Source organism: Paenibacillus rhizophilus, assembly GCF_003854965.1.
GTDB lineage: Bacteria > Bacillota > Bacilli > Paenibacillales > Paenibacillaceae > Paenibacillus_AQ > Paenibacillus_AQ rhizophilus.
This window is the reverse complement of record NZ_RQPI01000005.1, coordinates 140,002-163,210: the sequence shown is the minus strand read 5'-3', so window position 1 is coordinate 163,210 and position 23,209 is coordinate 140,002. Positions and strand designations below refer to the sequence as shown.

The following is a 23,209-nucleotide window of genomic DNA, read 5'->3' as shown; positions in this document are numbered from 1 at the left end:
GAAGAAAAGGACTTTATTTAATTATGAGCACAAGTAACGGCAGTTTGCCTCCAAGGTCCAGAGGACAGGGGGGCGGAAACAGAAGGCCCGCTGGGCAAGCTTCCAAGAATGGGATCCGCAAGAAGAACAAGAAACCTGGCTTTATGGCCCGGCTCGGAAAATTGATTTTAATTCTCATGATGCTGTCGGCGCTCGTCGTGGTAGGTTACTTCCTGTATTTATACTATAAGCTGGACAGCGGAGTGCTGGATACGGGCGTTGACAGACCGGTGGCCGCCGATAGCTCGGCTAAGGTCAAGCCGCTGACCATGCTGCTGCTCGGAACGGATTACCGGCCGAAGCATAAATCGTATCTGACGGATGTTATCATGGTGGTCGCGCTCAATCCGGAGACGGAATCGGCGACGATCGTTTCGCTTCCCCGCGATACGTATATGGAGCTGGCCGGCTACAAGAGGACGAAGATCAACGAATTCTATTCGAGGTTCAAGAGTAAGGAAGATACTTCAGGCATCTCGGCCGAGGATGAAATGAAGACCATGATGGGCAAGTATCTTGACGTTAAAATCGACTATGTATCGGTCCTTAATTTCCAAGGCTTCCGCGGGGCGGTCGACGAGCTTGGGGGCGTCAAGGTTAACATCAGCGAAGATATGTGTTATACGGACAGCGCGGACGGCACCGACATCAATTTGAAAAAGGGTCCCGCCGAGCTGAACGGCGACAAGGCGCTCGACTATGTCCGTTATCGCAAATCCAACTGCGATCCGAAGACGAAAGCCTCCGACGATTTCGACCGCAACCGGCGGCAAAGCGAAGTGCTGCATTCGCTCATGGATCAGATGCAGTCGCTTGGCGGAGTTGTCAAAATCGGCGGCGTGCTGGATGCGATCAACGATAATATGCAGACCGACCTTGAGAAGGACCAAATCAAGAATATGATCGCGGCGTATTGGCAAATGTCCAAAAATAACGTGGAATTCAAGCCGGTAACCGGCACCTGGCGCAGCCCTTATGTATATATTAACGAAGAAGAGCTTGACGCCGCGAAGCGGAGTCTGAAAGACCGGCTGGCCGGAGCCGCTCCAGCGGCATCCGCAGCCCCTTAGAAGCGCCGCATCTGACAATAGCCGCAGCTTTCCCAAATTGAATGCAAGTTTGGGCTTATGGTATAATATAATTAACTAAGCTCTACTATGCCGCACAAGGGGGCCTGTCATCATGTCCGAATCCGTTGCCCAGCTTACCGAATCTCTGCTGAAGATGCTGCAAAACGAAACATTCGTGCTGCTTAATACCGTCGATGCGGAAAGCGGCGGCCCTACCTCCACGGCTATTTCGTGGGTGTATGCGGTGAATGCTACCACGCTCCGGCTGGCGATCGACCACCGTTCCCGGCTGGTCAGAAACATGAAGGAGAACCCTCTGGTCACGCTGACCATCTTTGGGGAGGGGACGGTTCATGCCATTAACGGCCGTTCCGTTGTCAAGATCGATCCGCTTCCCGAGGTTCCGTTCGAGATGTGTTGCTTTGATGTGCAAATCTCGGCGGTGCGGAATGCGCTCTTTTATGGCGCACAGCTGGAATCGGCTCCAAAATATGCCAAAACCTACGACCAGCGTGCGGCGGAAAAGCTCGATGGACAAGTGTTTGCCGCAATGCAAAAAGCCTAGTGAGGAGTTCACTGGGCTTTTTTTGACCTTGTCATCATTTAATTTGCGGGTGAAACTGACGATATAAAGGTTATTGCTGGCCCCGTGGCGTCGTATCTTCGGGAAGCTGAGGAATAATCCGCCCGATGATATCGGCCATTTCAGCGGCAAATCCGGAGACGGGGCGGCCTTGGCGGAAGTGTCGGCTCAGCTCGGCGATACGCGCCGCCACATCGGCGTCCGCGGTCACGAGCGAGTTAACGCCCACGTGGTCTTTGCGCAAAGCCTCGGCAACCGAGTATTTGACCGTACCCACTCTGGAACGGCTGAGCGATCCGTCCACGTCGATGCCGACAACGGCGGTTTTGCCCATCACGACGCAGTGTGCTCCCTTTACGCCGGGGACTCTTTTAGCCAACCGTTCCAGATGGTCTTTCAGCTCGGCGTCGCTAAGCGTAACAACGCCCGTTCCGTTCGGTGCAGAAGCCTGAGGCGTTTCCGTTCCCTCGTCTGCCAGCGGTCTTACCCCGCGTTCCCTGTTATTTATGCCATTCATTGCCGATTGTTTATCCTGAGGAGAGGGTGATGACTGTTTTTTGACCATACCGCAGCTTGTCAGCAGCAGCGTAAGGACCAGCAACAGACACATTGATTTTCTCATGGATGCTTGCTCCTTTCGTCCAATATACGTTCTGGTTTTATCTTTACCAGGGGCGGAAAGAGTTATGTATCTTTAAGACAAACCAGGCGCTGTGGAGGGGATAACATGAAAAAGATCTTTGTACTGGATACCAATGTACTGCTTCACGACCCCAATTCGATTTTTTCGTTTAAGGAGAATGAAGTCATCATTCCCGCCGTGGTGCTGGAGGAGATCGATAATAAGAAGCGGAACGCCGATGAAATCGGACGCAATGCCCGCACGGTGTCCCGCCTGCTCGACGGGCTTCGCGAGCGGGGCCATCTGCACAGCGGCGTGGAGCTTGAGCATGGGGGCAAGCTGAAGGTCGAACTGAATCACCGCAGCTTTATCAAGGTGCAGGAAATGTTCGGCGAGGTATCCACTGACAATCGGATTTTGGCTGTGGCGCTTAATTATTTGCAGGAGGAGAACGAGAAGGCCGATCCCCGGCCGGTCGTACTTGTAAGTAAAGATGTTCTGGTCCGCATTAAAGCTGATGTGCTTGGTATTACACCGGAGGACTATTTGTCCGACCGAACAGGCGATTTAAATGAACTGTATGCCGGTTACCAGACGCTGCCCGTTCACCCGGCGCTGATTGACGAGTATTACAGCACTCGCTCCCTTTCCGTCAAGCAGCTGCAGCTGTCCTATCCTCTCTACCCCCACGAATTCATCATTCTGAAGGACGAGATCGGCAGCGGCAAATCGGCACTGCTCAAGGTGAGCGGCGACGGCAGCCGCCTGGAGCCGCTGTACCTCGGGAACGATCCCGTATGGGGGATCAGCGCCCGCAATGCGCAGCAGCGGATGGCTCTGGAACTGCTCCTTAACGAAGACATTCCGCTTGTCACCATCACCGGCAAAGCAGGTACAGGCAAGACGCTTCTTGCGTTGGCCGCCGGACTGTTCAAGGTGGAGGATGAGCATAAATACAAGAAACTGCTAATTGCCCGGCCTGTCGTTCCGATGGGCAAGGACATCGGCTATCTGCCTGGAGAAAAGGACGAGAAGCTCCGGCCGTGGATGCAGCCGATATACGATAATCTGGAATTCCTCTTCGACACGAAGAAAGCCGGAGACATCGACAAAATTCTGATGGGGCTCGGAAGCATTCAGGTAGAAGCGTTGACCTATATCCGCGGACGCTCCATTCCGGGGCAGTTCATCATCATTGATGAAGCGCAGAACCTGTCGCGTCACGAAGTGAAGACGATCGTCTCCAGAGCGGGCGAGGGAAGTAAGGTCATTCTGATGGGAGACCCCGAGCAGATTGATCATCCTTATCTCGATGCCGCCAGTAACGGACTTAGCTATATCGTTGAAAAGTTCAAACAGCAGGGCATCAGCGGCCACATTACGCTGGAAAAAGGCGAACGTTCCCGTCTGGCCCAATTGGCTGCGGATTTGCTGTAAGGACGTTCGTATCTCAGATAACAGGAAGGGCCGGGGGGCCAACTCCCGGCCCTTCCTGCATATATAACAGAAGGAAAGCGCTGTCATTAACAGGCAGACAAATGAGCCGCAGGCTGGTACAATGGGAAGGACGGGCTTGTAACGGACAAGGAGGAGAACATGCTGAGACGCAAAAATTATTGGCTTCTGTTTGCAATTTTGCTGCTGTCGCTGACGAGCTTGTCTCCCAGCATGGATCTGAACCGGCTGGACGGGCCGCCTCCCCTGAACAAATATCAGTCGCAGGTACAAGACTACTCATCCCGGCAAAAAGGCGAGCCTGTCCATCTGCGCATATCGGTATCGCTCAGCGATAATGAGCTGCGGGAACTGAAAAAAATAAGCGGAAACTACACACTGTTCAGCGGTGTGACCATCGAACTGAACAATCTCGGGGAGGCAGCCGGAGAAGACGCTTTGATGAAGGAACTGACGGTCGGAGACAGATCCGACATCGTTATGACTGACGCCCATCATATCAGGGGACTGGCGCAGCAAGGATATTTGCTTCCCGTAGACGTATATGAAAGCTCGGCCGGGGGAACGCCGCTCGCCCCTTTGCTGCCGCTGCTGCAATGGAACGGGTACGCTTGGGGCGTGCCGCTGGATATCGATCCTTATGTCTTCGTTTATTCGCCCCAGCGGATGAAGGAGCTTGAAGCGGAGGCGCTTCCGAGATCACTTGATCAATGGAACCGGCTGTTGGAGCAGATCCGCAAAGAGCCCAAGAAGTACGTGCTCGCAATGGACGCGAACAATGCTTATGGCTTGTCCGCCTTTATGGAAAGCGCCGGGAGCGCTCTGTTTCCGGCGAGCCGCAAGGCGCTCGACTGGATTGTACAGAACCGCGGCTCCCTCTTTCTGACGGATGGATTGGACGGAGGAATCTGGAATATGCTGCGGGAGGGGAACATCGCCGCAGCTATTGTTCGCCTGTCCGAGTGGGAGAAGAACGGAGGCGGAGCCCTGACGGCGGAACTGCCGTGGATGGGAGACGGAGTGGGGGAGCGGACGCTGTACAGCCGCAGCTTTGCCCTCTCCGCGCAGTCCCGAAGTCCGGAGGCCGCGGCCGACTGGCTGACCTATGTAACCTCGGAGAAGGCGCAGCACGATTGGCTTGAGAATACCGGACGGCTGCCGGGGGCGGAGGAGCCGTATCGCTCGGGATTGCCCGGCGGCGGGAGTCTTCCGTTTAATACCGTCAGTCTGCTGGCGGATGGAGATACTCTTGAAGGGGAGCCAGAGGCGGAATGGAACGAAATCACGTCGGCAGCGGGTTTGCTGCTGGCCGGCAAAGTGGACTCAGCAGGCTATATCGCAGCGATTTTGTCTTCAACCGGGGCGGAGGAAGACAAGCCGTGACCGTGCTTTTGGCCTATCCTTATCAGAACGATAGCCTAAGCCTCACATGAAGAACGCCGTCCTTGCTGTCCACTTCAGTGGCGTGAAGGAAAGAGACGATCTTGGACGGATAGAAGCCGAGATCGAATTCCTTTTCCAGCGATGCGCGTGTCGTATCCGGCAGCTCAAGGCCGTTGAAGATGATGCTGTCCACATGAAACATCAGCCCGTTGAGGGGCTCCTCCTGTATCGTGTAATGACCCTGCAGACGAAGCGATAAGTCCCCATTCTTACCGGCGGCGATAACCGAACCGTTCTCGAACGTAAAGGAGAAATTATTGAACAGTTTGTTCTGCGAATATAAAAATTCGTTTAAGTCCTCTTCTTTCAAATTCAAATCGTAAGTCGTCCCCCGGCGTGTGAGAACACCGTCACGGCTCTCGACGAACTCCGGCAGATGATCCATCGCCGAAGACAGCGCTTTGAAATAGGTTTTGACTTCATGCATCCCGATGTTTTGCCAGTATGCCGTAAACTCCTCCAGCAGCGCCGTCATATTCTGCGGATCGCCGCTGCTCTGAATGCCGCCTTCAATATCTTTATGCAAAGCCTCGATCCGAAGCTTCTGTTCCTCTAAAGCGCTCTTTAGCTCCGCCAGTTCCTTCGAAGAACGCTCCGCCGCAGCCAGCGTGGTCTGTAAGTTTTTATATTGCTGCTCATACTCCGCCAGAATTTCCTTGTCACGTCCCATTATCATCTCGTAGTAATCGAGCAGAATAAACCATTTGCTTAAGGTTTTTGCCGACAGAAAGGCCGTAAGCAGAGGGTCCCTGTCTCCCGTATAGTAAGCGCGCACAACCGCGCCTGCCCGCTTTTCTTTTTCCGCGATACCCTTCTTTTTCTCAGCAGCCTGCCGTGTCAATGCCGCCGTGGTTTGCTTCAATGTGCTTTGCTCAGTTCCTATGCGTTCGATTTCCTTTTGTATTTCAGCCGCGGACAACGTTTGCTGCATGAGCCTGCGGGTCTCGGCATTATCCGGAAAAGACGACATGGAAGAAGGGGAGGAAACGGAAGGAGCGGGGGACAGCTCGCTTGGCAGCGGATCGGCGGACAGATACGGTGCCGGCTGGATCAGCAGCAGCGAACAGAAGAGCGGTATAGTCAGGGCGGCAGCCAGTCGTTTGGGGGAGAGCACCGTCTCACCTCCTTGCAAGATTTAAACGTTTATGTAGGTATAATATGTTTGACCCTGTAAAAATATCATACCCCTTTTCAGGGCTTCGGCCTATATCACGGGACACAAAATAACCCCACATGACGTGGGGCTTCAACTTACTAAGTTGTTCAGATGTACTGCAGTGACTTGCGGCTTACAGGGGAAGGCCCATCTCGAAGATCGTCCAATAGCTGAAACCTGTAAAAGTGACGATCATATAACCCCAAAACAGAAGGATATACGTTCTTTCGGTGAATTTCATATACCCCAGGATAACGAAAAATGCGGTCTGCAAAAAGAACAGCAAAGCCATCTCGACCATTTTTCCCGCAAAGGCCATCAGGCCGATTACCAGCGTAAAGAATCCCAGAACCCGAAACATCCGAGCCACGTTACCATCCCCTCCTTAGGTTAGAACGAACGGAATACCTCTAATCCATTATACCCGGTGAATAAAATAGTGTAAACGAATTCAATAAAAAAAGAAACCGATTTCACTGGGAATGTGACCTGTGTTATTGACGGAGATAATGGGCGCTGAGAAGGGATTATTTCCCGTTTTGCGTATGAGCGGAAGGCAAAATGGAAATACAAATGAGTATCAAATAGATTCTATGAACTCTATGAGAGGCATAGGAATGAAGTAAGCAGCTTTTATCCCCATTCACTTGCCGGCGGCACCGCCGGTTACGAAGATGGTTATTTCAAGATGTTACTAGGAGGTTTGGCTCTATGACAGCCATTAGACAAGATGCCTGGAGCGAGGAAGACGATCTCATTTTGGCGGAGGTTACCCTGCGGCATATCCGGGAAGGAAGCACGCAGCTGGCCGCTTTTGAGGAAGTGGGCGAAAAAATCGGCAGGACATCGGCAGCCTGCGGATTTCGCTGGAACAGCTGTGTGCGCAAGAGCTACGAGGAAGCGATTGCCATTGCGAAAGGACAGCGTCAGAAAAGGAGCTATCTGAAAAAACAGACCTTATCCAGAGGGGCGCAGGTAGCCGGTTTCATCATCGGTGACGGCGAAGACGACTACGGAAGTGAAGAGGCCCAGAACTCCCTCTCCATCGACGCTGTCATCCGGTTCTTAAGGCAGTGGAAAGGCACTTACCAGGAAGCCGGCCGTCAGTTGAAAATGCTGGAGAGGGATCTTCGTGATAAGGAAGAGGAACTGGCGGAGCTGAGAGCGGAAAATGAGAGATTGTCCAAAGAAGTCAATACGGCCCAAAGCGATTACCGTGTAGTTAACGACGATTACAAGGCGCTGATTCAGATCATGGACCGTGCCCGCAGGCTGGCCTTTTTAAGCGAAGAAGAAGAGGAAATCAAGAACCGGTTCAAGATGGACGCCAACGGAAATCTGGAACGGATCGAATGAAGTCTCGCAAGCTTGAAGAAATCCCGCTATCGGCATGAAAAATGCCGTGATGGCGGGATTTTCCTTTTGTCATCGGCGCGTTATACTAGACCAGTAACCCCGCAAAGCCGGCCGTGGTTTCGAGCATGCTAAGATGCTTCGCGGGGACCTCTGAAACTAATAATCTAAAGATTAACGGGCGGTGACTGGCGCGGTGAAAATCGATATTATCGGAGCGGGCTCGCTGGGGCTTTTGCTGGCAGGGAAGCTCATCTGTTCCGGAACAAGCATCCGGCTGTGGTGCAGAAGCGATGAGCAGTGCGCGGCGCTTTCAGAAACCGGCTTGACGATAAGCCATATTGACGGAAGGCAGCCGATCATCATTCCGGGAAGCGAGATCGAAGCGGTGCCTATACGCGAATTTTCGCAGCGCTATCCGGAAACGCCCGGAGATTGGCTCGTGCTCACCGTTAAACAGGGGGTGCTGCACCGTATATTGCCGGAGCTTCTTGGACCTCTTCGGGAGACCAATCTGAATCTTTTATGCTTGCAGAACGGCTGGGGGCATATGGAACTGCTGCAGAAGCTGCTGCCTGCGGCTTCTTTATACGCCGCCGTTACGACGGAGGGAGCGAAACGGGAGTCTCCGGTACGGGTCGTTCACGCCGGGGGCGGGCAGACGTCCATCGGCTTGTGGGGCGGAGGCGAGACCGTTCGGAACAATGTGGCTGTCCGGTTGGCGGATACGCTTATTTCAGCAGGATTTTCCGTTCTTCTGTCGAATGAAGTGAATACCATGATTTTCCGGAAGCTTGTAATCAATGCGGTAATCAATCCCCTGACCGCCATATGGCGTATTCCGAACGGTGAGCTGCTGTGTACGGATCTGCGCGTTCGCATGATGAGAGAGCTGTACGAGGAAGCGGCGGCTGTCTACGATGCTTGCGGAATTTCCCATGAAGACAGCCTGTGGGACGACATACTGGAGGTATGCCGGGCGACGTCGGGCAATCATTCGTCCATGCTGGCGGATGTACTGTCATCTAGGGAGACGGAAATCCGCTGGATCAACGGCAGTCTGGTGGCGATGGCGGAACGGGCGGGCGTGGATGCCGCCGCGCACCGATGGGTAATCCGGATGGTCGAAGGCATGTTTGTAAAGGAGAGGTGAAGCCGATTGGAATGGCTCCGCAATTCGCTGACTGCATTAAGCTTTATGCCTGTGCTTCCTTTTTTTCTTGTTTATTATATCTCCGTTTCCCTGGGTCGGGGCAAGAAGCCGGCACTTCAGCTGGCTATGGACGTGACGACCGTTTTTCTTCTTTTTTCCGTATCGGCGCTGTTTAACAACCTTTTTCAATCGGGCTTCGGATTCTATTTGATTCTCATCCTGGTGCTGATTGCGGCCGGACTGATTGGCGGCGCACAGAATCGCATCAAGGGGAGAGTGGATGGAAAAAGACTGCTGCGGGCGGTCTGGAGACTCGGCTTTTTGGTTATGGGGACTGGCTATGTGATCTTCATGGTCTTTGGAATGATCAAGTATATCATGCGGGTTATGTGATGTAATCTAACATAAAAGGAGATCGGTTGTCACATAACGTTAAAAAAATTAAAAAAAATCATATTCGGAGGACATTCCTCTAGATTTTTTTGACCACTGGTTGTATAATCATAAACCATATACCACATTCTATTTAGGGGGAACTGCTAGATGAAGAAGAGTAAAAGTCTTTTGCTCCTGTTCGCACTCGTTTTAGTCATCGGAACTGTGCTTGCAGGATGCGGCGGTGGCAATAATGCTGCCACGAACACTGGCAACACTGCGGGCAACACTCCGGCAGCTACTGACGGTAGCGCATCGGGCGAGAAACTTGCCGCCGATCAAACGCTTAAAATTAACCTGAGTGCCGAGCCTCCGACATTCGATCCGGCACTGGCGCAAGACAGCCAAGCCAACACGGTACTGAAGACTATGTATGAAGGCTTGACCCGCATGAACGATGAAACCGGACAAGCTGAGCCGGCCATCGCTGAAAAATGGGATATTTCCGCTGACGGATTAGTATATACGTTCCACCTTCGCGACGCTAAATGGAGCAATGGTGACCCTGTGGTAGCCGGCGACTTTGTCCGCGCTTGGAAACGGGTCCTTGATCCAGCCGCTGCAGAGGCAGCGCCTTATGCATACCAATTGTACTACCTTAAGAACGCTCAAGACTACTATGACAAGAAAATTACCGACTTCAACCAAGTAGGCGTTAAAGCGGTTGACGACAAGACACTCGAAGTGACGCTGAAAGCGCCGACTCCTTACTTCCTGGGTCTGCTCTCCTTCTATACTTACTATCCGGTTCACAAATCGGTTGAAGGCAACGCAAAATGGGCAACAAGCAAAGATACGATGGTTGTTGATGGTCCTTTCACACTGACCGAATGGACGACCGGCCAATCGCTGCAAGTTTCGAAGAACGATAACTACTGGGATAAAGATTCCATTAAGCTGAGCAAAATCGACTTCTCGCTCGTGAACAGCAGCGCTACCGAGCTGCAAGCTTACGAAAGCGGCCAATTAGATTATGCTGGTAATCCTAACGGGGAAATTCCGACTGAACAACTTCCGATCGTACAGCAAAAATATCCGGATGAGTTCGTAAGAAAAGGTATTGCAAGTGTGTACTACTACGAGTTTAACGTAACCGAAAAACCTTTCAGCAACGTCAAGATCCGTAAGGCGCTTGCCATGACGATCGACCGTCAAACGCTGATCGACAAGGTTACACTGGGCGGACAATTGCCTGCATTCGGATTTGTTCCTCCGGGCATTGCCGGCGCTAACGGTGAATACCGTACGGCTATTAAAGACAGCTACTTTACAGAAGATGATGCACAAGCCAAAACATTGCTTGAACAAGGTCTGAAAGAAGAAGGCCTGACTAAGCTCCCAGCGTTCACCCTGTCTTACAACACAAGTGAAGGCCACAAGAAAATTGCCCTGGCTATCGCTGACATGTGGAAGAACGCTCTGGGTATTGATGTGAAGCTGGAAAACCAAGAATGGGCCGTATTTATTGAAAACCGTCAGCATCAGAACTTCCAGGTTGCCCGCGCAGGTTGGACAGCGGACTATAACGACCCGATGACCTTCCTCGATATGTGGGTAACGAAAGGCGGCAACAACGATACCGGCTATGCCAACCCTGCATACGACAAGCTGATTGCCGACGCGAAAGCAACAGACGATATGGCTGTTCGTCAAGAGAAATTCGCCGCAGCCGAGAAAATGATCATTCAAGACGATATGATCCTGATTCCGATCTACTACTACACAAACAACACGCTGATGAAGACTTACCTGAAAGGCATTACTCATGACTTCAGCGGTGCGGTTGACCTGACTCACGCTTACCTGCTCGAGCACTAAGATTTTAATTGAATAATTAAATATCTGAAGATGTTCTTGCACTTCGGGATATATATGTGGAACTCCATATATATCCCTTTTTTTTTGAAATATAAATTTTTATAAGCTGCGCGATTATCCTTCTATCTTATATTTTTACGAGAAACGGATGCCGTCCCTATAAGAAGGCGCAGCCGTTTTTCTTAAGATTAAAGAATGTATAAGTGTCCAGCGAAGCTGAACCATTCTTTGATCGCAAGAAAAGATACCGGTAATGAAGGATTCGACGACATCTCGAAAGGGCACCTATCGGTGCTTTTCTTATGTGTCAGTTGACTTGTGAATATTATGGGTAATTTACAAATATAGAAAATGGACAACTGGTTAATTTTTTCATAAAATCTTATTAGGTGTGAAAAATTTGTCGAAGGAGGTGTTGACGGGCATGGTACGCTATGTTGCCAATAAGTTTTTTTATATGCTGGTTTCGCTATTTGTGCTGATCTCGGCCACGTTTTTCCTGATGAAAGCCATTCCGGGTGATCCGTTTACATCCGAGAAGAAAATTCCGGACGAAATCCGCCAGCGGCTGTATGAACAATACGGTCTGGACAAGCCCGTCTCCCAGCAGTATATCAAATATTTGGGTAACATCATTCAGGGTGATTTTGGAGTTTCCATGAAACGAATGAACCAAGACGTGTCGCACATTATCGGTCAGACGTTCTCCGCTTCGCTCAAGCTGGGGCTTGTCGCCATTATCGTGTCGGTTATTGTCGGCATACTGCTCGGAATGCTTGCTGCGCTGTACCACCGGAAATTTATCGACACCGCGGCGATGGTTCTCGCAGTGCTCGGGATTGCGGTGCCAAGCTTTGTGCTTGCAACGGTGCTGCAGTATGTTTTTGCTTCCAAGCTGGGCTGGGTTGATGTTATGGGCTTTAATGATCCGCTGGATTATGTTCTTCCGGTAGCAGCGCTGTCGGCGCAGCCGATTGCGTTCATCGCGAGGCTGACCCGTTCAAGCATGCTTGAAGTGCTGCATGCGGATTATATCAAGACGGCGAAGGCCAAAGGCCTTAGCTGGGGAGTCATCCTGTTCCGCCACGTACTCCGCAACGGTATTATGCCGGTCGTAACTTATATGGGACCGATGACGGCCAACATTGTTACCGGGTCCGTCGTAATCGAGCAGATTTTCGGGATCGGGGGCATTGGTAAGCAGTTCGTCGAAGCGATAAGTGTACGCGATTATCCGATTATTATGGGGATTACGATATTTTACGGACTTCTGTTGATGGTTGCGCGCTTTATTACGGACGTTGCGTATGTCTTCGTAGATCCGCGCATTAAACTGACCGGAGGAAAGGAGGGCTAAAGAGTGGCAACTGAACAACATAGGGTTCCGCAGGGCGTCAATCTGAAGCCCGAAGATTTCCGCAAGATCGGCGTGGACGAGAAGCAGGCGGAAGTCATTCAGCGCGAGAGCTTGTCAGCTTGGCAGGATGCCTGGCAGCGGCTGCGCCAGAACAAAATGGCAATGGCTTCGCTCGGACTGCTGGTATTGGTTATTATTGGCGCAATTATCGGACCGCATATTACCAAGTTCAATTATTATTCCAATGATTTGCTGAACACGAACCAGCCTCCAAACGGCGAGCATTGGTTCGGCACCGATGATCTGGGCCGCGATGTATTCGTCCGCACCTGGTACGGTGCTCGTATTTCCTTGATCGTAGGTCTGGCCGCAGCCTTGATCGACCTTCTAATCGGTGTAATTTACGGTGGAATTATGGGATTCTTCGGCGGTCGTACGGACAGCATCATGAACAAGATTTCCGAAGTTCTGTATTCCATTCCTTATCTGCTGACCGTTATCCTGCTGCTGGTCGTACTGGAGCCAAGCCTTTGGACGATTATTCTGGCGCTGACGATTACGGGCTGGATTAACATGGCATGGATTGTGCGCGGCGAGATTATGCAGCTTAAGAACCGCGAGTTCGTGCTGGCTTCCCGCTCGATGGGCGCCGGTTCCAAGCGGTTGCTGTTCAAGCATTTGCTGCCGAACGCTGTTGGGCCTATCATTGTAACGGTTACCCTGTCCGTTCCGAACGCGATTTTTGCCGAAGCTTTCCTGAGCTTCCTCGGACTCGGCGTGCAGGCCCCTAAAGCCTCGCTCGGCTCGATGATCAGCGATGCATTGACCGGCTGGCTGGCATTCCCGTGGCGCATGCTGTTCCCGGCAATTCTGATCAGTATCACTATGCTGGCCTTTAACATTTTCGGCGACGGTCTTCGCGACGCCCTTGATCCTAAATTGAAGAAATAGGAGGTGAACGATAATGGACCCGATTTTAGAGGTTAAAGATTTGCATGTTTCGTTTTTTGTAAAGGGCGGTGAAGTACAGGCCGTCCGCGGTATGAATTTCGAGATTGGCAAAGGGGAAACGGTAGCGATCGTCGGTGAGTCCGGCAGCGGAAAAAGCGTTACCGCCCAATCAATTATGCGGCTGATTCCTTCGCCGCCGTCCAAAGTGAAGAAGGGCGAAATTATTTTCCAGGGACAAGATCTTCTGAAGAAGAGTATGAAAGAAATGGAAGCTATTCGCGGCAAAGACATTGGCATGATATTTCAAGACCCGATGACCTCACTGAACCCTACGATTAAAGTAGGCAAGCAAATCACGGAAGTATTGATCAAACATCAGAAAATGTCAGCGGCCGAAGCTACCAAGCAAGGCATCGATATGTTGAAGCTTGTCGGCATCAAGAATGCCGAGGCCCGCTTTTATCAATATCCCCATGAATTTTCCGGCGGTATGCGCCAGCGTGTCATGATCGCGATTGCGCTTGCCTGCCGTCCGGCGCTGCTCATTGCGGACGAGCCGACAACGGCTCTCGACGTTACGATCCAGGCTCAGATCATGGACGTTATGAAGGATATGCAGCAAAAGCTCGGCACCTCCATTATTCTGATCACGCATGACCTCGGGGTTGTCGCAGGCATGTGCGACCGGGTTATCGTCATGTATGCGGGTGAAGTGGTAGAGACGGGTACAAGATGGGAAATCTTTAAGAATCCGCAGCATCCGTACACGAAGGGTCTTCTTCGTTCGATGCCGCGTCTGGATCAAAAGAAAGGCGAGCCTCTAATTCCGATCGTCGGCACGCCGCCCGATCTGATTAAACCGCCGATCGGCTGCCCGTTCACCGCGCGCTGCAGCGAAGCGATGGCGATCTGTGAAAGAATTGATCCGGACGCTACGGAATTCAGCGACACGCATTCCGCGCGCTGCTGGAATCTGCATGCGATGGCCAAGGAGGTGCAACGCTCTTGAGCAAGCAATTGATTGAGGTCGATGGCCTTAAGAAATATTTCAATGTAGGCAAAGGCAAAGTGCTCAAAGCGGTTGATAACATCAGCTTCTCGATTCGGGAAGGCGAGACACTGGGTATGGTTGGCGAGTCCGGCTGCGGCAAGACGACGGCAGGCCGCACGGTCCTGCGTCTGTACGAACCGACTGCAGGAAGCGTCAAGTTTAACGGCACGGATATTTACAATCTGTCTCCCGGCAAAATGAAAGCCATGCGCCGCGATATGCAGATGATTTTCCAGGACCCGTATGCGTCGCTCAACCCGCGCTTTACGGTACAGGACATCATCGGCGAAGCGCTGGACATTCATAACATGGCCGGAAGCCGCGCAGAACGGAAAAAACGGATCGAAGAGCTGCTCGACATGGTCGGCCTTAATCATGACCATGCGACCCGGTATCCGCATGAATTCTCCGGCGGGCAGCGCCAGCGGATCGGAATTGCCCGCGCCCTTGCGGTAAATCCGAAATTCATCGTCTGCGACGAACCGATCTCGGCGCTTGACGTTTCGATCCAGGCCCAGGTTGTCAACCTGCTGAAAGAGCTTCAAAACCGTCTGGGTCTGACTTATCTGTTCATTGCGCATGATTTGTCCATGGTTAAGCATATCAGCGACCGTGTAGCAGTTATGTACTTGGGCAAAATGGTCGAGCTGGCCGAAAGTGAAGAGCTGTACGCCAACCCGCTTCATCCGTATACGAAAACGCTGCTGTCGGCCATTCCGATTCCCGATCCGGAAATCGAGGTCAACAAGAAGCGGCTGCATATGCATGACGAGCTTGCCAGCCCGATTTATGCGGCTGACGAGAAGACTAATGATGAAGAGACGAAGCTGGTTGAGGTTTCGAAAGGCCACTGGGTAGCCAAGGCATTCGCATAAATCTCCGTACAGTTAATGTCTCTTGTTCCAAAGGTTAAACGCATGAAAGCACCGGGGTTTCCGGCCTCTCTGAGAGAGCTGCCGGAAACCTTGTTTTTTTAGAATTCATAAGCTGGACTTCTTATATTAATGAAGAAATTCGGGGACGAGCTTTGACGCGGCGTGTTCCTTTGGATACAATCATTTAAGAAGTTTGAGAACAGGAGGCTACCTGAGATGAATGTTGTACCGGAGCCGCTGCCTGGCGGACCGGCGCTCGCCCGCGGGTTCATGGATAACGACGAGGCGGCGGCGCATTTCTACGGCGGTCATTTTCATATGCCCCACAACAAGCGGCAGCGAGCCGCCTGGCTGGATGAAAGCGCAGGCGCCCGGGCTGACCGTGGCAGGCTAACGCAAGTCCTGCGGGCCTATAACGCAAAATACAATAACCACGAAGCGGTAAGGCAATCGCTTGACCTGCTTGAACGGCCGGAGACGCTGGTCGTAGCCGGAGGGCAGCAAAGCGGCCTGTTTACGGGACCGCTGCTTGTCATCTATAAAGCGGTCACAGCCATCCTTGCCGCTAGAGAAGCGAGCCGGGAGCTGGACCGGCCGGTCGTTCCGCTATTTTGGATTGCTGGAGAGGACCACGACTGGGACGAGGTCAATCATACGTATGTGCTGAACCGTTCGGGGGAAGTAACGAAATTGAAAATCGAGGCCCCGGAAACGGGACGTTCCTCGGTCAGCCATATTGAAGTAGGGCAAGAGGCTTGGGGACAGCCTCTTGAACAGCTCGAAGAGCTGCTTCAAGAAAGCGAATTTAAGGCGGAAATGATGGAGCTTATGCGGACCTCCGCCCGCACCGGCAGTATGAGCGCAGCTTTTGCGGAAATCATGGGCTCGCTGTTCGGCAAGTTCGGTCTTGTGCTGCTGGATTCGGCGGACCCGGAGCTGCGGCGGCTGGAGCAGCCGTTCTTCCGCTCGCTGATCGAGAACAATGAGGTTCTCGAAGCGGACTACCACAGGACGGCAGCCGATATTAAGGCTGGGGGATTTCAGCTTCAGGCTGATGTGACGGAAGGCGGAGCGAACCTTTTTTACATTCATGAAGGCGCGCGGCTGCTGCTAATCAAGAAGGACGGCGTATTCACGGACCGCAAGGGGACGGTTTCTTTTTCCCGCGAGGAACTGCTGGACCTTCTGGACCGCCATCCCGAACGCTTCAGTAATAACGTGCTGACCCGTCCGCTTATGCAGGATTATCTTCTGCCTGTACTGGCAACCGTGCTGGGACAGGGCGAGATATCGTATTGGGGGATTACGGGCCGGGCTTTTGGTCAGATGGGAATGCGGATGCCGCTGATCATTCCCCGCATGTCTTTTACCATTGTAGAAGGTACGCTGCACAAGCATTTGGAGAAATACGGGCTGGCTTTCGGCGATGTTCTGGAAGGCCTCGAAGAGAAGAAGCGCCGGTGGCTGGAGGCTCAGGATGAGCTGGAGCTTGGCAGACGGTTTGAAGAGACCAAGGCTGCTTTTGCCGCCATGTACGATCCCCTTATTGAACAAATCGGCACGGTCCAGGCCGGTCTGATCAAGCTGGGCGGAAGCAATAAAGAAAAAATACTGGATCAGATTTCCTTTTTGCAAGGTAAAGTAGAGGATGCGATGGCCAAGCAGAGCGAAGCCGCGCTGCGGCAGTGGGAGCGGATTGAACGTTCGCTGATGCCTCTGGGCAGACTCCAGGAACGAGTTTACAATATCATGTATTATTTGAACCGGTACGGCCTTTCCTGGCTGGACGAATTGATGGAGATTCCGGCGGATTACAGTGGAACGCATCGCATTATATATATGTAAGCGAAATAACAACATACGATAATCAGGAGGTTATTTAATGAGTTCTTTATCCCGGCAAAAAAGTATCGTAGCCGATATGTCGCTCGCTCCCGAGGGGCATCTCAAAATCGATTGGGTTCGCCAGCATATGCCCGTATTGAACCGTATCCGAGAGCAATTCGAAGCGGAGCAGCCGTTCAAAGGGCTGAAAGTATCGATCACGCTGCATTTGGAAGCGAAAACCGCTTATTTGGCCAAAGTCGTTCAGGCCGGCGGAGCGGAGGTAACGATTACCGGCTCGAATCCCCTCTCCACTCAGGACGATGTATGCGCCGCGCTTGTGGAAGACGGCATTACCGTATTTGCCAAGTATAATCCGACCCCCGAGGAATTTAAGGCGCTCAACATCAAGGCGCTGGAAAGTAAGCCTGACCTCATTATCGATGATGGCGGCGATTTTGCGACGCTGCTGCATTCCGAACGGCCCGACCTGATGGAGAATATCCGCGGCGGGGCGGAGGAGACGACGACCGGCATCATTCGGCTGAAGGCTCTGCAGAAGCAAGGAGTGCTGAAGTTCCCGATGGTTGCCGTCAACGATGCCTACTGCAAGCATCTGTTCGATAACCGCTATGGCACCGGACAGTCGGCCTGGGACGGCATCATCCGCACGACCAACCTGATGGTGGCGGGCAAAACGGTCGTTGTAGTCGGTTACGGCTGGTGCGGCAAAGGCGTGGCGATGCGGGCCAAAGGGCTCGGCGCCAACGTTGTCGTCACGGAAGTCGACGCGATCAAGGCGGTTGAGGCGCATATGGACGGTTTCCATGTCATGCCGATGGTGGAAGCAGCCAAGCTGGGCGATTTCTTCGTTACCGTAACGGGCAACCGCTACGTCATCCGCGGTGAGCACTACGATGTGATGAAGGATGGAGCCATTATGTGCAACGCCGGCCATTTTGATGTGGAGGTCAACAAGCCGGAGCTTGCGGAAAGAGCGGCAGTGCAGCGTGTTGTCCGTAAAAATATCGAGGAGTATCAGCTGAAGGACGGTCGCAAGCTGTATCTGCTGGCCGAAGGGCGGCTCGTTAATCTGGGCGCGGCGGACGGGCATCCCGCGGAAATCATGGATATGACCTTTGCGCTTCAGGCACTCTCGCTAAAATACGTGAATGACAGCTACCGCGAGATCGGCGTCAAAGTCGAAAATGTTCCTTATGAACTGGACGAGCAGGTGGCCCGCTACAAGCTGGAAAGCATGGGGCTGGGCATCGACTCCCTGACTCCGGAGCAGATCGCTTATCTCGACAGCTGGAACCTGAACGATTAATTTGAGGCGAAAATAATAGCTTTAACGAGCAACTGCACCTTGGCCAATCCTGCATTGGCGCGAGGTGCTTTTTTGCGGCCGGGTGGAGGTCTGGAAACTCGAACCATTTATTTTTTCGGATTTTCGTGACAGGAAACCCCTGACCGGTCTCTTCGACATAAAGCTCGGTTCCGTCATCTGCTTTGATAAATTAGCCCCTGAAACTCCCTCCTGAGCGGTGACCGGCGGTTTTTCGCCAGAGGTCTTTCATCCGGGTTCGATAGGGTATGCCCCGTTTGATGTCGCATGGCGCTTGCCAACGTATTTTCCGCCAAATATAGACATGCTGGAGGAGAGTTTGCCGCAGGAAGAAAATACCTTAAAACGGAAAAAGGTTTTTGATTTTTGGCGACGAATCTATTATGCTTAAGTGGTGAAAAGTGGGGGGAAGTGGGGACCCGAGGGGATTAAGGAGTGGGCAGCCAATGTTTATGGGGGAATACCAGCATAGCATTGACGATAAAGGCCGTATCATTATACCGGCTAAATTTCGTGAACTGCTCGGAGCCTCTTTTGTGGCGACCCGCGGACTCGACTCCTGTCTTTTCGTTTATCCCATGGATGAATGGGGAATCATGGAACAAAAGCTGAAAAGTCTGCCGCTGATGAAGTCCGACGCCCGCGCGTTCAGCCGCTTCTTTTTCTCGGGAGCGACGGAATGCCAGTGGGACAAGCAGGGCAGGGTGACTCTGCCGGCCAATCTGCGAGAGTATGCGAAGCTGGACAAGGAATGTGTCATTCTGGGCGTATCGAACCGGGTGGAAATCTGGAACAAGGAGCTTTGGGAACAGTACTTCGGGCAGTCGGAGGAGTCGTTCAACGAAATCGCCGAGAAGCTGGTGGATTTCAACTTTGATTTATAATTATTTACCGAATACTGTTTGGAGGGCTGCAACTTGTTTCATCACATCACGGTTCTAAAGGAAGAAGCGACGGAAGGCTTGCGCGTCAGAGAAGACGGCATCTATGTGGATTGTACGCTCGGAGGAGCCGGGCACAGTGCCCTGATCGCTTCCCGCTTGGGCAGCAAGGGACGGCTGATCGCGCTCGATCAGGATGATTGGGCGTTGGATAACGCCAGGGAAAAGCTGGCCGCATTCGGAGACAAAGTCATTTTGGTCAAGACGAATTTTCGGGATTTGGAGGAAGTGCTGGGGTCTTTGCAGGCGGTTCCGCAGAAAGACGGCGTCCCCCAGGTGGACGGAATTCTGTTCGATCTCGGTGTTTCCTCCCCGCAGTTTGACGAAGGAGAGCGCGGTTTCAGTTACAACCATGACGCTCCGCTCGATATGCGGATGGACCGGAGCGCCGAATTGACTGCTGCCGAAATCGTCAACACTTGGCCGGAGCGGGAAATCGCGCGCGTGCTGTTCCAATACGGAGAGGAGAAGTTCTCCAGACGGATCGCGGGAAAAATTGTGGAGCGAAGAGCGGTGAACCCTATTGAAAGTACGGGGGAATTAGCCGATATAATCAAGGAGGCAATTCCGGCCGCGACGCGCAGGACGGGCGGACATCCCGCCAAACGAAGCTTTCAGGGGCTGCGCATTGCCGTTAACGACGAATTGGGCGCTTTTGAAGAGGCCTTGCATGCGTCTGTGCGGTGTCTGGCTCCCGGAGGCAGAGTTTCCGTGATTACGTTCCATTCCCTGGAGGACCGGATTTGCAAGCAAATCCTGAACGGCTATGTGGGCCGCTGTACGTGCCCGCCGGATTTTCCGCTGTGTGTGTGCGGCGGGAAAGGCCAGGTGAAACTGATCAATCGCAAGCCGCTTATACCCGGCGAAGAGGAACTTAAACTCAATCCTCGTGCCCGTTCTGCCAAGCTGCGCATTGCGGAGAAATTGTAAAAGACGATAAAAGGAGAGTCAGAGATGGCGTATACCCGCGGCAATTTGGCAGTGCAGCAACAAAGGGAACAGAAAGTTAATCCGCGCTACCGCGAAAAGACTAAAGTAGTTACAAGGCGAACGACGCTCCCTATGCAGGAAAAGCTTCTGTATCTGCTGACTCTTGCCTTATTCGTCCTTGTGTCCAGCGTTCTGGTATGGCGCTATGTCCACATTTACGATTTGAACAAGCAGGCGCAAGATTTGGATGCGGAAATTTCAAAGGCCAAGAAGCAGATTGCCGTCTTTCAGAAAGAGAAGCAGGATCTTGAGCAGCAGGTGGCGATGAAAGCCCGGGAACAGGGTTACAGTGTGCCGGAAGACAGCATCACCGTTTCCCGGAACAACTAATGCCCAGCCGGGTTTGAAATGAGCCGGTAGCGGCCGTCAGGATTGTAAAATAGAGGTTGTGAGGTTCGCGTATGATAAAAAGAATAAAGCTTCGTTCACTGTTCATAGGGGGATGTATTACCCTCTTTTTTCTTGTTCTGGTCGGACGGGTATTCTGGATTCAGGTGCTGCAGGGGGACTTCTGGCAAAAAAGGGCCGCGGACACTTGGGCGCATACGACGATCATCAAAGCACAGCGCGGACAAATTACCGACCGCAACGGCAGCATGCTTGCCAGCGACGTGCCCGCCTATACGGTAGTCGTGGAGCCAGACGTAATTCAGGAGCTGGGCATCCGGGACGAGGTAGTAGAGGGACTGCATGGGATCTTGAACAAGCCGGTACCGGAACTTGAAGATCTGATCGATGCCAAGGACAAGGACGGCAATTTATACAAGAATCGCGAGGTCCGCAACGAAGGCTGGAAGGTCGATCAGGAAGTTGCCAACAAGATTACCGAGTTCGAGAAGAAGTTGGAGAAGGAGCATGATATCCGCGAAACCGGCATCGGTTGGGTTAAGGACCAGAAACGGTACTATCCCAAAAACTCGCTGGCCGCCCATGTTCTCGGGTATACGGACCGTGATGGCAATGCCGTAGCCGGACTGGAATACTTCTACGACAAACTGCTTAAGGGCAGTGACGGCTATCTCGATTACCAGAGCGACGGCAAAGGCGTCAAACTTCCCGATGCCGCGGAAACGTATAAGCCGGTCGTCAACGGCGACAATTTCAAGCTGACGATCGACAGTACGATTCAATATTACATCGAAGATGCGATGAAGGAAGCCTACGAGAAATACCAACCGAAGAGCATGACGGTAATCGCCGCCGATCCGAACACGATGGAGATTCTGGGCATGGCCAATCTGCCTACCTTCAATCCTAATGAATACTGGGAGACTCAGGATCAGGGAGACTTCTATAACCATGCGATCAAGTCCATTTACGAGCCGGGGTCGACATTCAAAATAGTCACGCTGGCCGGGACGGTGCAGGAGAAGCTGTTCGATCCAAATGCGACATTTCAGTCAGGCTATATCATGATCGGCAAACGGCGTCTTAATGATTTGCGCGGAGGCTGGGGGGAAATTACTTACCTGGATGGCGTGAAGCATTCCAGTAACGTAGGCTTTGTTAAGCTGGGCTATGAAATGCTGGGAAGAGACAAGCTTATACAATATATCGATAATTTCGGTTTTGATGACAAGACCGGCATCGACCTTCCCGGAGAGGTCAAAGGAAGAATTACCCCAGAGTGGCCGGTTGAATTCGCTACTCTAGCCTATGGTCACGGGAAAGTTCAGGTTACGCCGATTCAGCAGCTTGCAGCGGTATCGGCCGTCGCCAACGGCGGTAAGTTAATGAAACCGCATATGGTGAAGGAAATCGAAGACCCCAATACCGGGAAGACGACCGTTACGAAGCCGGAAGTTATTCGTCAGGTCATATCGGCAGATAGCGCCAGGAAAACGGGGAGTTATCTGGAGCAGGTTGTCGCCGACCAGAAAATCGGAACCGGCCGACACGCTTATATTGAAGGCTACCGGGTGGCCGGCAAGACCGGTACGGCGATCAAAGTGGGTGCCAATGGAGAGTATGATCGCACCAAGAATTTAGTCTCCTTCATAGGTTATGCTCCGGTCAATGATCCCAAGATTTCGGTCATCGTCATTATGGACGAGCCGAAAGGAGACGTCGGAGGGGGCACGGCGGCGGCGCCGGTGTTCCAGAAGATTGTCTCCCAGTCTTTGGAATATATGGGTGTCCCCAAAGTGTACGCGGAAACGGACAAGAACGGAAAGAAGTCCGGAGATAATGCGGTGTCTGCGCGGACTGCTCCAAACCTGGTCGGCCAGACGATGAAGTCGGCCAAAGAACTGCTTATCGACCAGGGATTTGACTTCGAAAGCGTCGGCGGCGGTCCGTCCGTGGTCAGCCAGTATCCCGCAGCAGGAACGGCGCTGTCCTCCGGGCAGAAGGTATACCTGCTCAGCGAGCAGGGGGATAAGCCGACCATCCCCGATCTGCGCGGCGAATCGCTTCGGGATGCGCTTGAAGTGCTAACCTTGCTGAAGGTGGGTATCCAGGTCGATGGAGAAGGGTACGTCTCGAAGCAGCAGGAGTCCGTAAATAACGGCAAAACGAAAGTCACCCTGACCCTGAAGCCCGATGAGCAAATGGGGGAAGAATCCGATACAGTGTCAACTGAAGCGGGCGACCCAAGCACCCAACCGACTTCCGAATCAGCTTCCGAATCAACTTCGGATTTGAATACCGGAGAGAATGCCGCTTCCTCGAATTAGGCTTGTTCTAAGCCCTGTTTGTCCTGAATAGTCATGAAGGAAAGAGAACATGTCTATTGCAGGGAAAGCG

General features: G+C 52.5%; 22 protein-coding genes. 19 read left to right on the top strand and 3 right to left on the bottom strand.

The window, feature by feature from the left end:
- Nucleotides 1-23 precede the first annotated feature (23 nt).
- A complete protein-coding gene (locus EH198_RS11550) occupies nt 24-1,109 on the top strand; it encodes an LCP family protein (RefSeq protein WP_124695693.1) in 1,086 nt (361 codons plus the stop codon).
- 112 nt (nt 1,110-1,221) lie between these two features.
- Nucleotides 1,222-1,674, top strand: a complete 453-nt coding sequence (locus tag EH198_RS11545; protein ID WP_124695692.1) for a pyridoxamine 5'-phosphate oxidase family protein — start codon at nt 1,222-1,224, stop codon at nt 1,672-1,674.
- A gap of 70 nt (nt 1,675-1,744) precedes the next feature.
- On the opposite strand, the gene EH198_RS11540 is transcribed toward EH198_RS11545, so the two are convergent.
- Nucleotides 1,745-2,314 carry a YhcN/YlaJ family sporulation lipoprotein gene (locus tag EH198_RS11540; RefSeq protein ID WP_124695691.1) on the bottom strand — a complete coding sequence of 190 codons (570 nt, stop codon included), beginning with the start codon at nt 2,312-2,314 and terminating at the stop codon, nt 1,745-1,747.
- A gap of 105 nt (nt 2,315-2,419) precedes the next feature.
- On the opposite strand from EH198_RS11540, the gene EH198_RS11535 reads away from it, so the two are divergent.
- Together EH198_RS11535 and EH198_RS11530 are read left to right on the top strand one after the other, a co-directional pair.
- Nucleotides 2,420-3,751 carry a PhoH family protein gene (locus EH198_RS11535; protein WP_124695690.1) on the top strand — a complete coding sequence of 444 codons (1,332 nt, stop codon included), beginning with the start codon at nt 2,420-2,422 and terminating at the stop codon, nt 3,749-3,751.
- 159 nt (nt 3,752-3,910) lie between these two features.
- Nucleotides 3,911-5,152, top strand: a complete 1,242-nt coding sequence (locus EH198_RS11530) for an extracellular solute-binding protein (protein ID WP_124695689.1) — start codon at nt 3,911-3,913, stop codon at nt 5,150-5,152.
- A gap of 22 nt (nt 5,153-5,174) precedes the next feature.
- Here EH198_RS11530 and EH198_RS11525 read toward each other — a convergent pair whose 3' ends face one another.
- A complete protein-coding gene (locus EH198_RS11525; protein ID WP_246014211.1) occupies nt 5,175-6,326 on the bottom strand; it encodes a coiled-coil domain-containing protein in 1,152 nt (383 codons plus the stop codon).
- Nucleotides 6,327-6,501: 175 nt separating this feature from the next.
- Nucleotides 6,502-6,738, bottom strand: a complete 237-nt coding sequence (locus tag EH198_RS11520) for a DUF2626 family protein (protein WP_124695688.1) — start codon at nt 6,736-6,738, stop codon at nt 6,502-6,504.
- 341 nt (nt 6,739-7,079) lie between these two features.
- On the opposite strand from EH198_RS11520, the gene EH198_RS11515 reads away from it, so the two are divergent.
- The 15 genes from EH198_RS11515 to EH198_RS11450 all read left to right on the top strand — a co-directional run bounded on the left by EH198_RS11515 (nt 7,080) and on the right by EH198_RS11450 (nt 23,139).
- Nucleotides 7,080-7,724: an RsfA family transcriptional regulator gene (locus EH198_RS11515; protein WP_124695687.1), complete on the top strand. Its 645-nt coding sequence runs from the start codon at nt 7,080-7,082 to the stop codon at nt 7,722-7,724.
- A gap of 181 nt (nt 7,725-7,905) precedes the next feature.
- A complete protein-coding gene (locus tag EH198_RS11510) occupies nt 7,906-8,874 on the top strand; it encodes a ketopantoate reductase family protein (protein WP_124695686.1) in 969 nt (322 codons plus the stop codon).
- A gap of 6 nt (nt 8,875-8,880) precedes the next feature.
- Nucleotides 8,881-9,267 (top strand): DUF3397 domain-containing protein, encoded by a 387-nt coding sequence (locus tag EH198_RS11505; RefSeq protein WP_246014209.1) that lies wholly within the window; start codon nt 8,881-8,883, stop codon nt 9,265-9,267.
- Nucleotides 9,268-9,417: 150 nt separating this feature from the next.
- The gene (locus tag EH198_RS11500) at nt 9,418-11,127 is read left to right on the top strand and encodes a peptide ABC transporter substrate-binding protein (protein ID WP_124695685.1); all 1,710 of its coding nucleotides are present in this window, start codon (nt 9,418-9,420) and stop codon (nt 11,125-11,127) included.
- A gap of 424 nt (nt 11,128-11,551) precedes the next feature.
- Nucleotides 11,552-12,484: an ABC transporter permease gene (locus tag EH198_RS11495; RefSeq protein ID WP_124695684.1), complete on the top strand. Its 933-nt coding sequence runs from the start codon at nt 11,552-11,554 to the stop codon at nt 12,482-12,484.
- 3 nt (nt 12,485-12,487) lie between these two features.
- Nucleotides 12,488-13,435 (top strand): ABC transporter permease, encoded by a 948-nt coding sequence (locus EH198_RS11490; protein WP_124695683.1) that lies wholly within the window; start codon nt 12,488-12,490, stop codon nt 13,433-13,435.
- 13 nt (nt 13,436-13,448) lie between these two features.
- Complete coding sequence (locus tag EH198_RS11485) at nt 13,449-14,444, top strand: ABC transporter ATP-binding protein (RefSeq protein ID WP_124695682.1); 996 nt, start codon at nt 13,449-13,451, stop codon at nt 14,442-14,444.
- Nucleotides 14,441-15,361 (top strand): ABC transporter ATP-binding protein, encoded by a 921-nt coding sequence (locus EH198_RS11480; protein WP_124695681.1) that lies wholly within the window; start codon nt 14,441-14,443, stop codon nt 15,359-15,361. Before EH198_RS11485 ends, EH198_RS11480 begins: the two co-directional genes overlap by 4 nt.
- A 216-nt stretch (nt 15,362-15,577) precedes the next feature.
- Complete coding sequence (gene bshC, locus EH198_RS11475) at nt 15,578-17,206, top strand: bacillithiol biosynthesis cysteine-adding enzyme BshC (RefSeq protein ID WP_124695680.1); 1,629 nt, start codon at nt 15,578-15,580, stop codon at nt 17,204-17,206.
- 37 nt (nt 17,207-17,243) lie between these two features.
- Nucleotides 17,244-18,515: an adenosylhomocysteinase gene (locus EH198_RS11470; protein WP_124695679.1), complete on the top strand. Its 1,272-nt coding sequence runs from the start codon at nt 17,244-17,246 to the stop codon at nt 18,513-18,515.
- Between the two features lie 217 nt (nt 18,516-18,732).
- Nucleotides 18,733-18,924 (top strand): hypothetical protein, encoded by a 192-nt coding sequence (locus EH198_RS24890; RefSeq protein WP_148091499.1) that lies wholly within the window; start codon nt 18,733-18,735, stop codon nt 18,922-18,924.
- 55 nt (nt 18,925-18,979) lie between these two features.
- Nucleotides 18,980-19,417, top strand: a complete 438-nt coding sequence (mraZ, locus tag EH198_RS11465) for a division/cell wall cluster transcriptional repressor MraZ (RefSeq protein WP_124695678.1) — start codon at nt 18,980-18,982, stop codon at nt 19,415-19,417.
- A gap of 33 nt (nt 19,418-19,450) precedes the next feature.
- Nucleotides 19,451-20,404, top strand: coding sequence for a 16S rRNA (cytosine(1402)-N(4))-methyltransferase RsmH (gene rsmH / locus EH198_RS11460; RefSeq protein ID WP_124695677.1), 954 nt, complete (start codon nt 19,451-19,453; stop codon nt 20,402-20,404).
- A 24-nt stretch (nt 20,405-20,428) separates the two neighbouring features.
- Complete coding sequence (locus tag EH198_RS11455; RefSeq protein ID WP_124695676.1) at nt 20,429-20,794, top strand: hypothetical protein; 366 nt, start codon at nt 20,429-20,431, stop codon at nt 20,792-20,794.
- 71 nt (nt 20,795-20,865) lie between these two features.
- Nucleotides 20,866-23,139 carry a penicillin-binding transpeptidase domain-containing protein gene (locus tag EH198_RS11450; protein WP_124695675.1) on the top strand — a complete coding sequence of 758 codons (2,274 nt, stop codon included), beginning with the start codon at nt 20,866-20,868 and terminating at the stop codon, nt 23,137-23,139.
- Nucleotides 23,140-23,209: the final 70 nt, after the last annotated feature.

Bases quoted from the DNA above. Each gene is read 5' to 3' on its own strand.
- EH198_RS11485 (WP_124695682.1), top strand. From the start codon at position 13,449: ATGGACCCGATTTTAGAGGTTAAAGATTTGCATGTTTCGTTTTTTGTA.
- mraZ (WP_124695678.1), top strand. From the start codon at position 18,980: ATGTTTATGGGGGAATACCAGCATAGCATTGACGATAAAGGCCGTATC.
- EH198_RS11495 (WP_124695684.1), top strand. From the start codon at position 11,552: ATGGTACGCTATGTTGCCAATAAGTTTTTTTATATGCTGGTTTCGCTA.
- EH198_RS11500 (WP_124695685.1), top strand. From the start codon at position 9,418: ATGAAGAAGAGTAAAAGTCTTTTGCTCCTGTTCGCACTCGTTTTAGTC.
- EH198_RS11530 (WP_124695689.1), top strand. From the start codon at position 3,911: ATGCTGAGACGCAAAAATTATTGGCTTCTGTTTGCAATTTTGCTGCTG.
- EH198_RS11455 (WP_124695676.1), top strand. From the start codon at position 20,429: ATGGCGTATACCCGCGGCAATTTGGCAGTGCAGCAACAAAGGGAACAG.
- bshC (WP_124695680.1), top strand. From the start codon at position 15,578: ATGAATGTTGTACCGGAGCCGCTGCCTGGCGGACCGGCGCTCGCCCGC.
- EH198_RS11540 (WP_124695691.1), bottom strand. From the start codon at position 2,314: ATGAGAAAATCAATGTGTCTGTTGCTGGTCCTTACGCTGCTGCTGACA.
- EH198_RS11450 (WP_124695675.1), top strand. From the start codon at position 20,866: ATGATAAAAAGAATAAAGCTTCGTTCACTGTTCATAGGGGGATGTATT.
- EH198_RS11535 (WP_124695690.1), top strand. From the start codon at position 2,420: ATGAAAAAGATCTTTGTACTGGATACCAATGTACTGCTTCACGACCCC.
- EH198_RS11550 (WP_124695693.1), top strand. From the start codon at position 24: ATGAGCACAAGTAACGGCAGTTTGCCTCCAAGGTCCAGAGGACAGGGG.
- EH198_RS11470 (WP_124695679.1), top strand. From the start codon at position 17,244: ATGAGTTCTTTATCCCGGCAAAAAAGTATCGTAGCCGATATGTCGCTC.
- EH198_RS11515 (WP_124695687.1), top strand. From the start codon at position 7,080: ATGACAGCCATTAGACAAGATGCCTGGAGCGAGGAAGACGATCTCATT.
- EH198_RS11545 (WP_124695692.1), top strand. From the start codon at position 1,222: ATGTCCGAATCCGTTGCCCAGCTTACCGAATCTCTGCTGAAGATGCTG.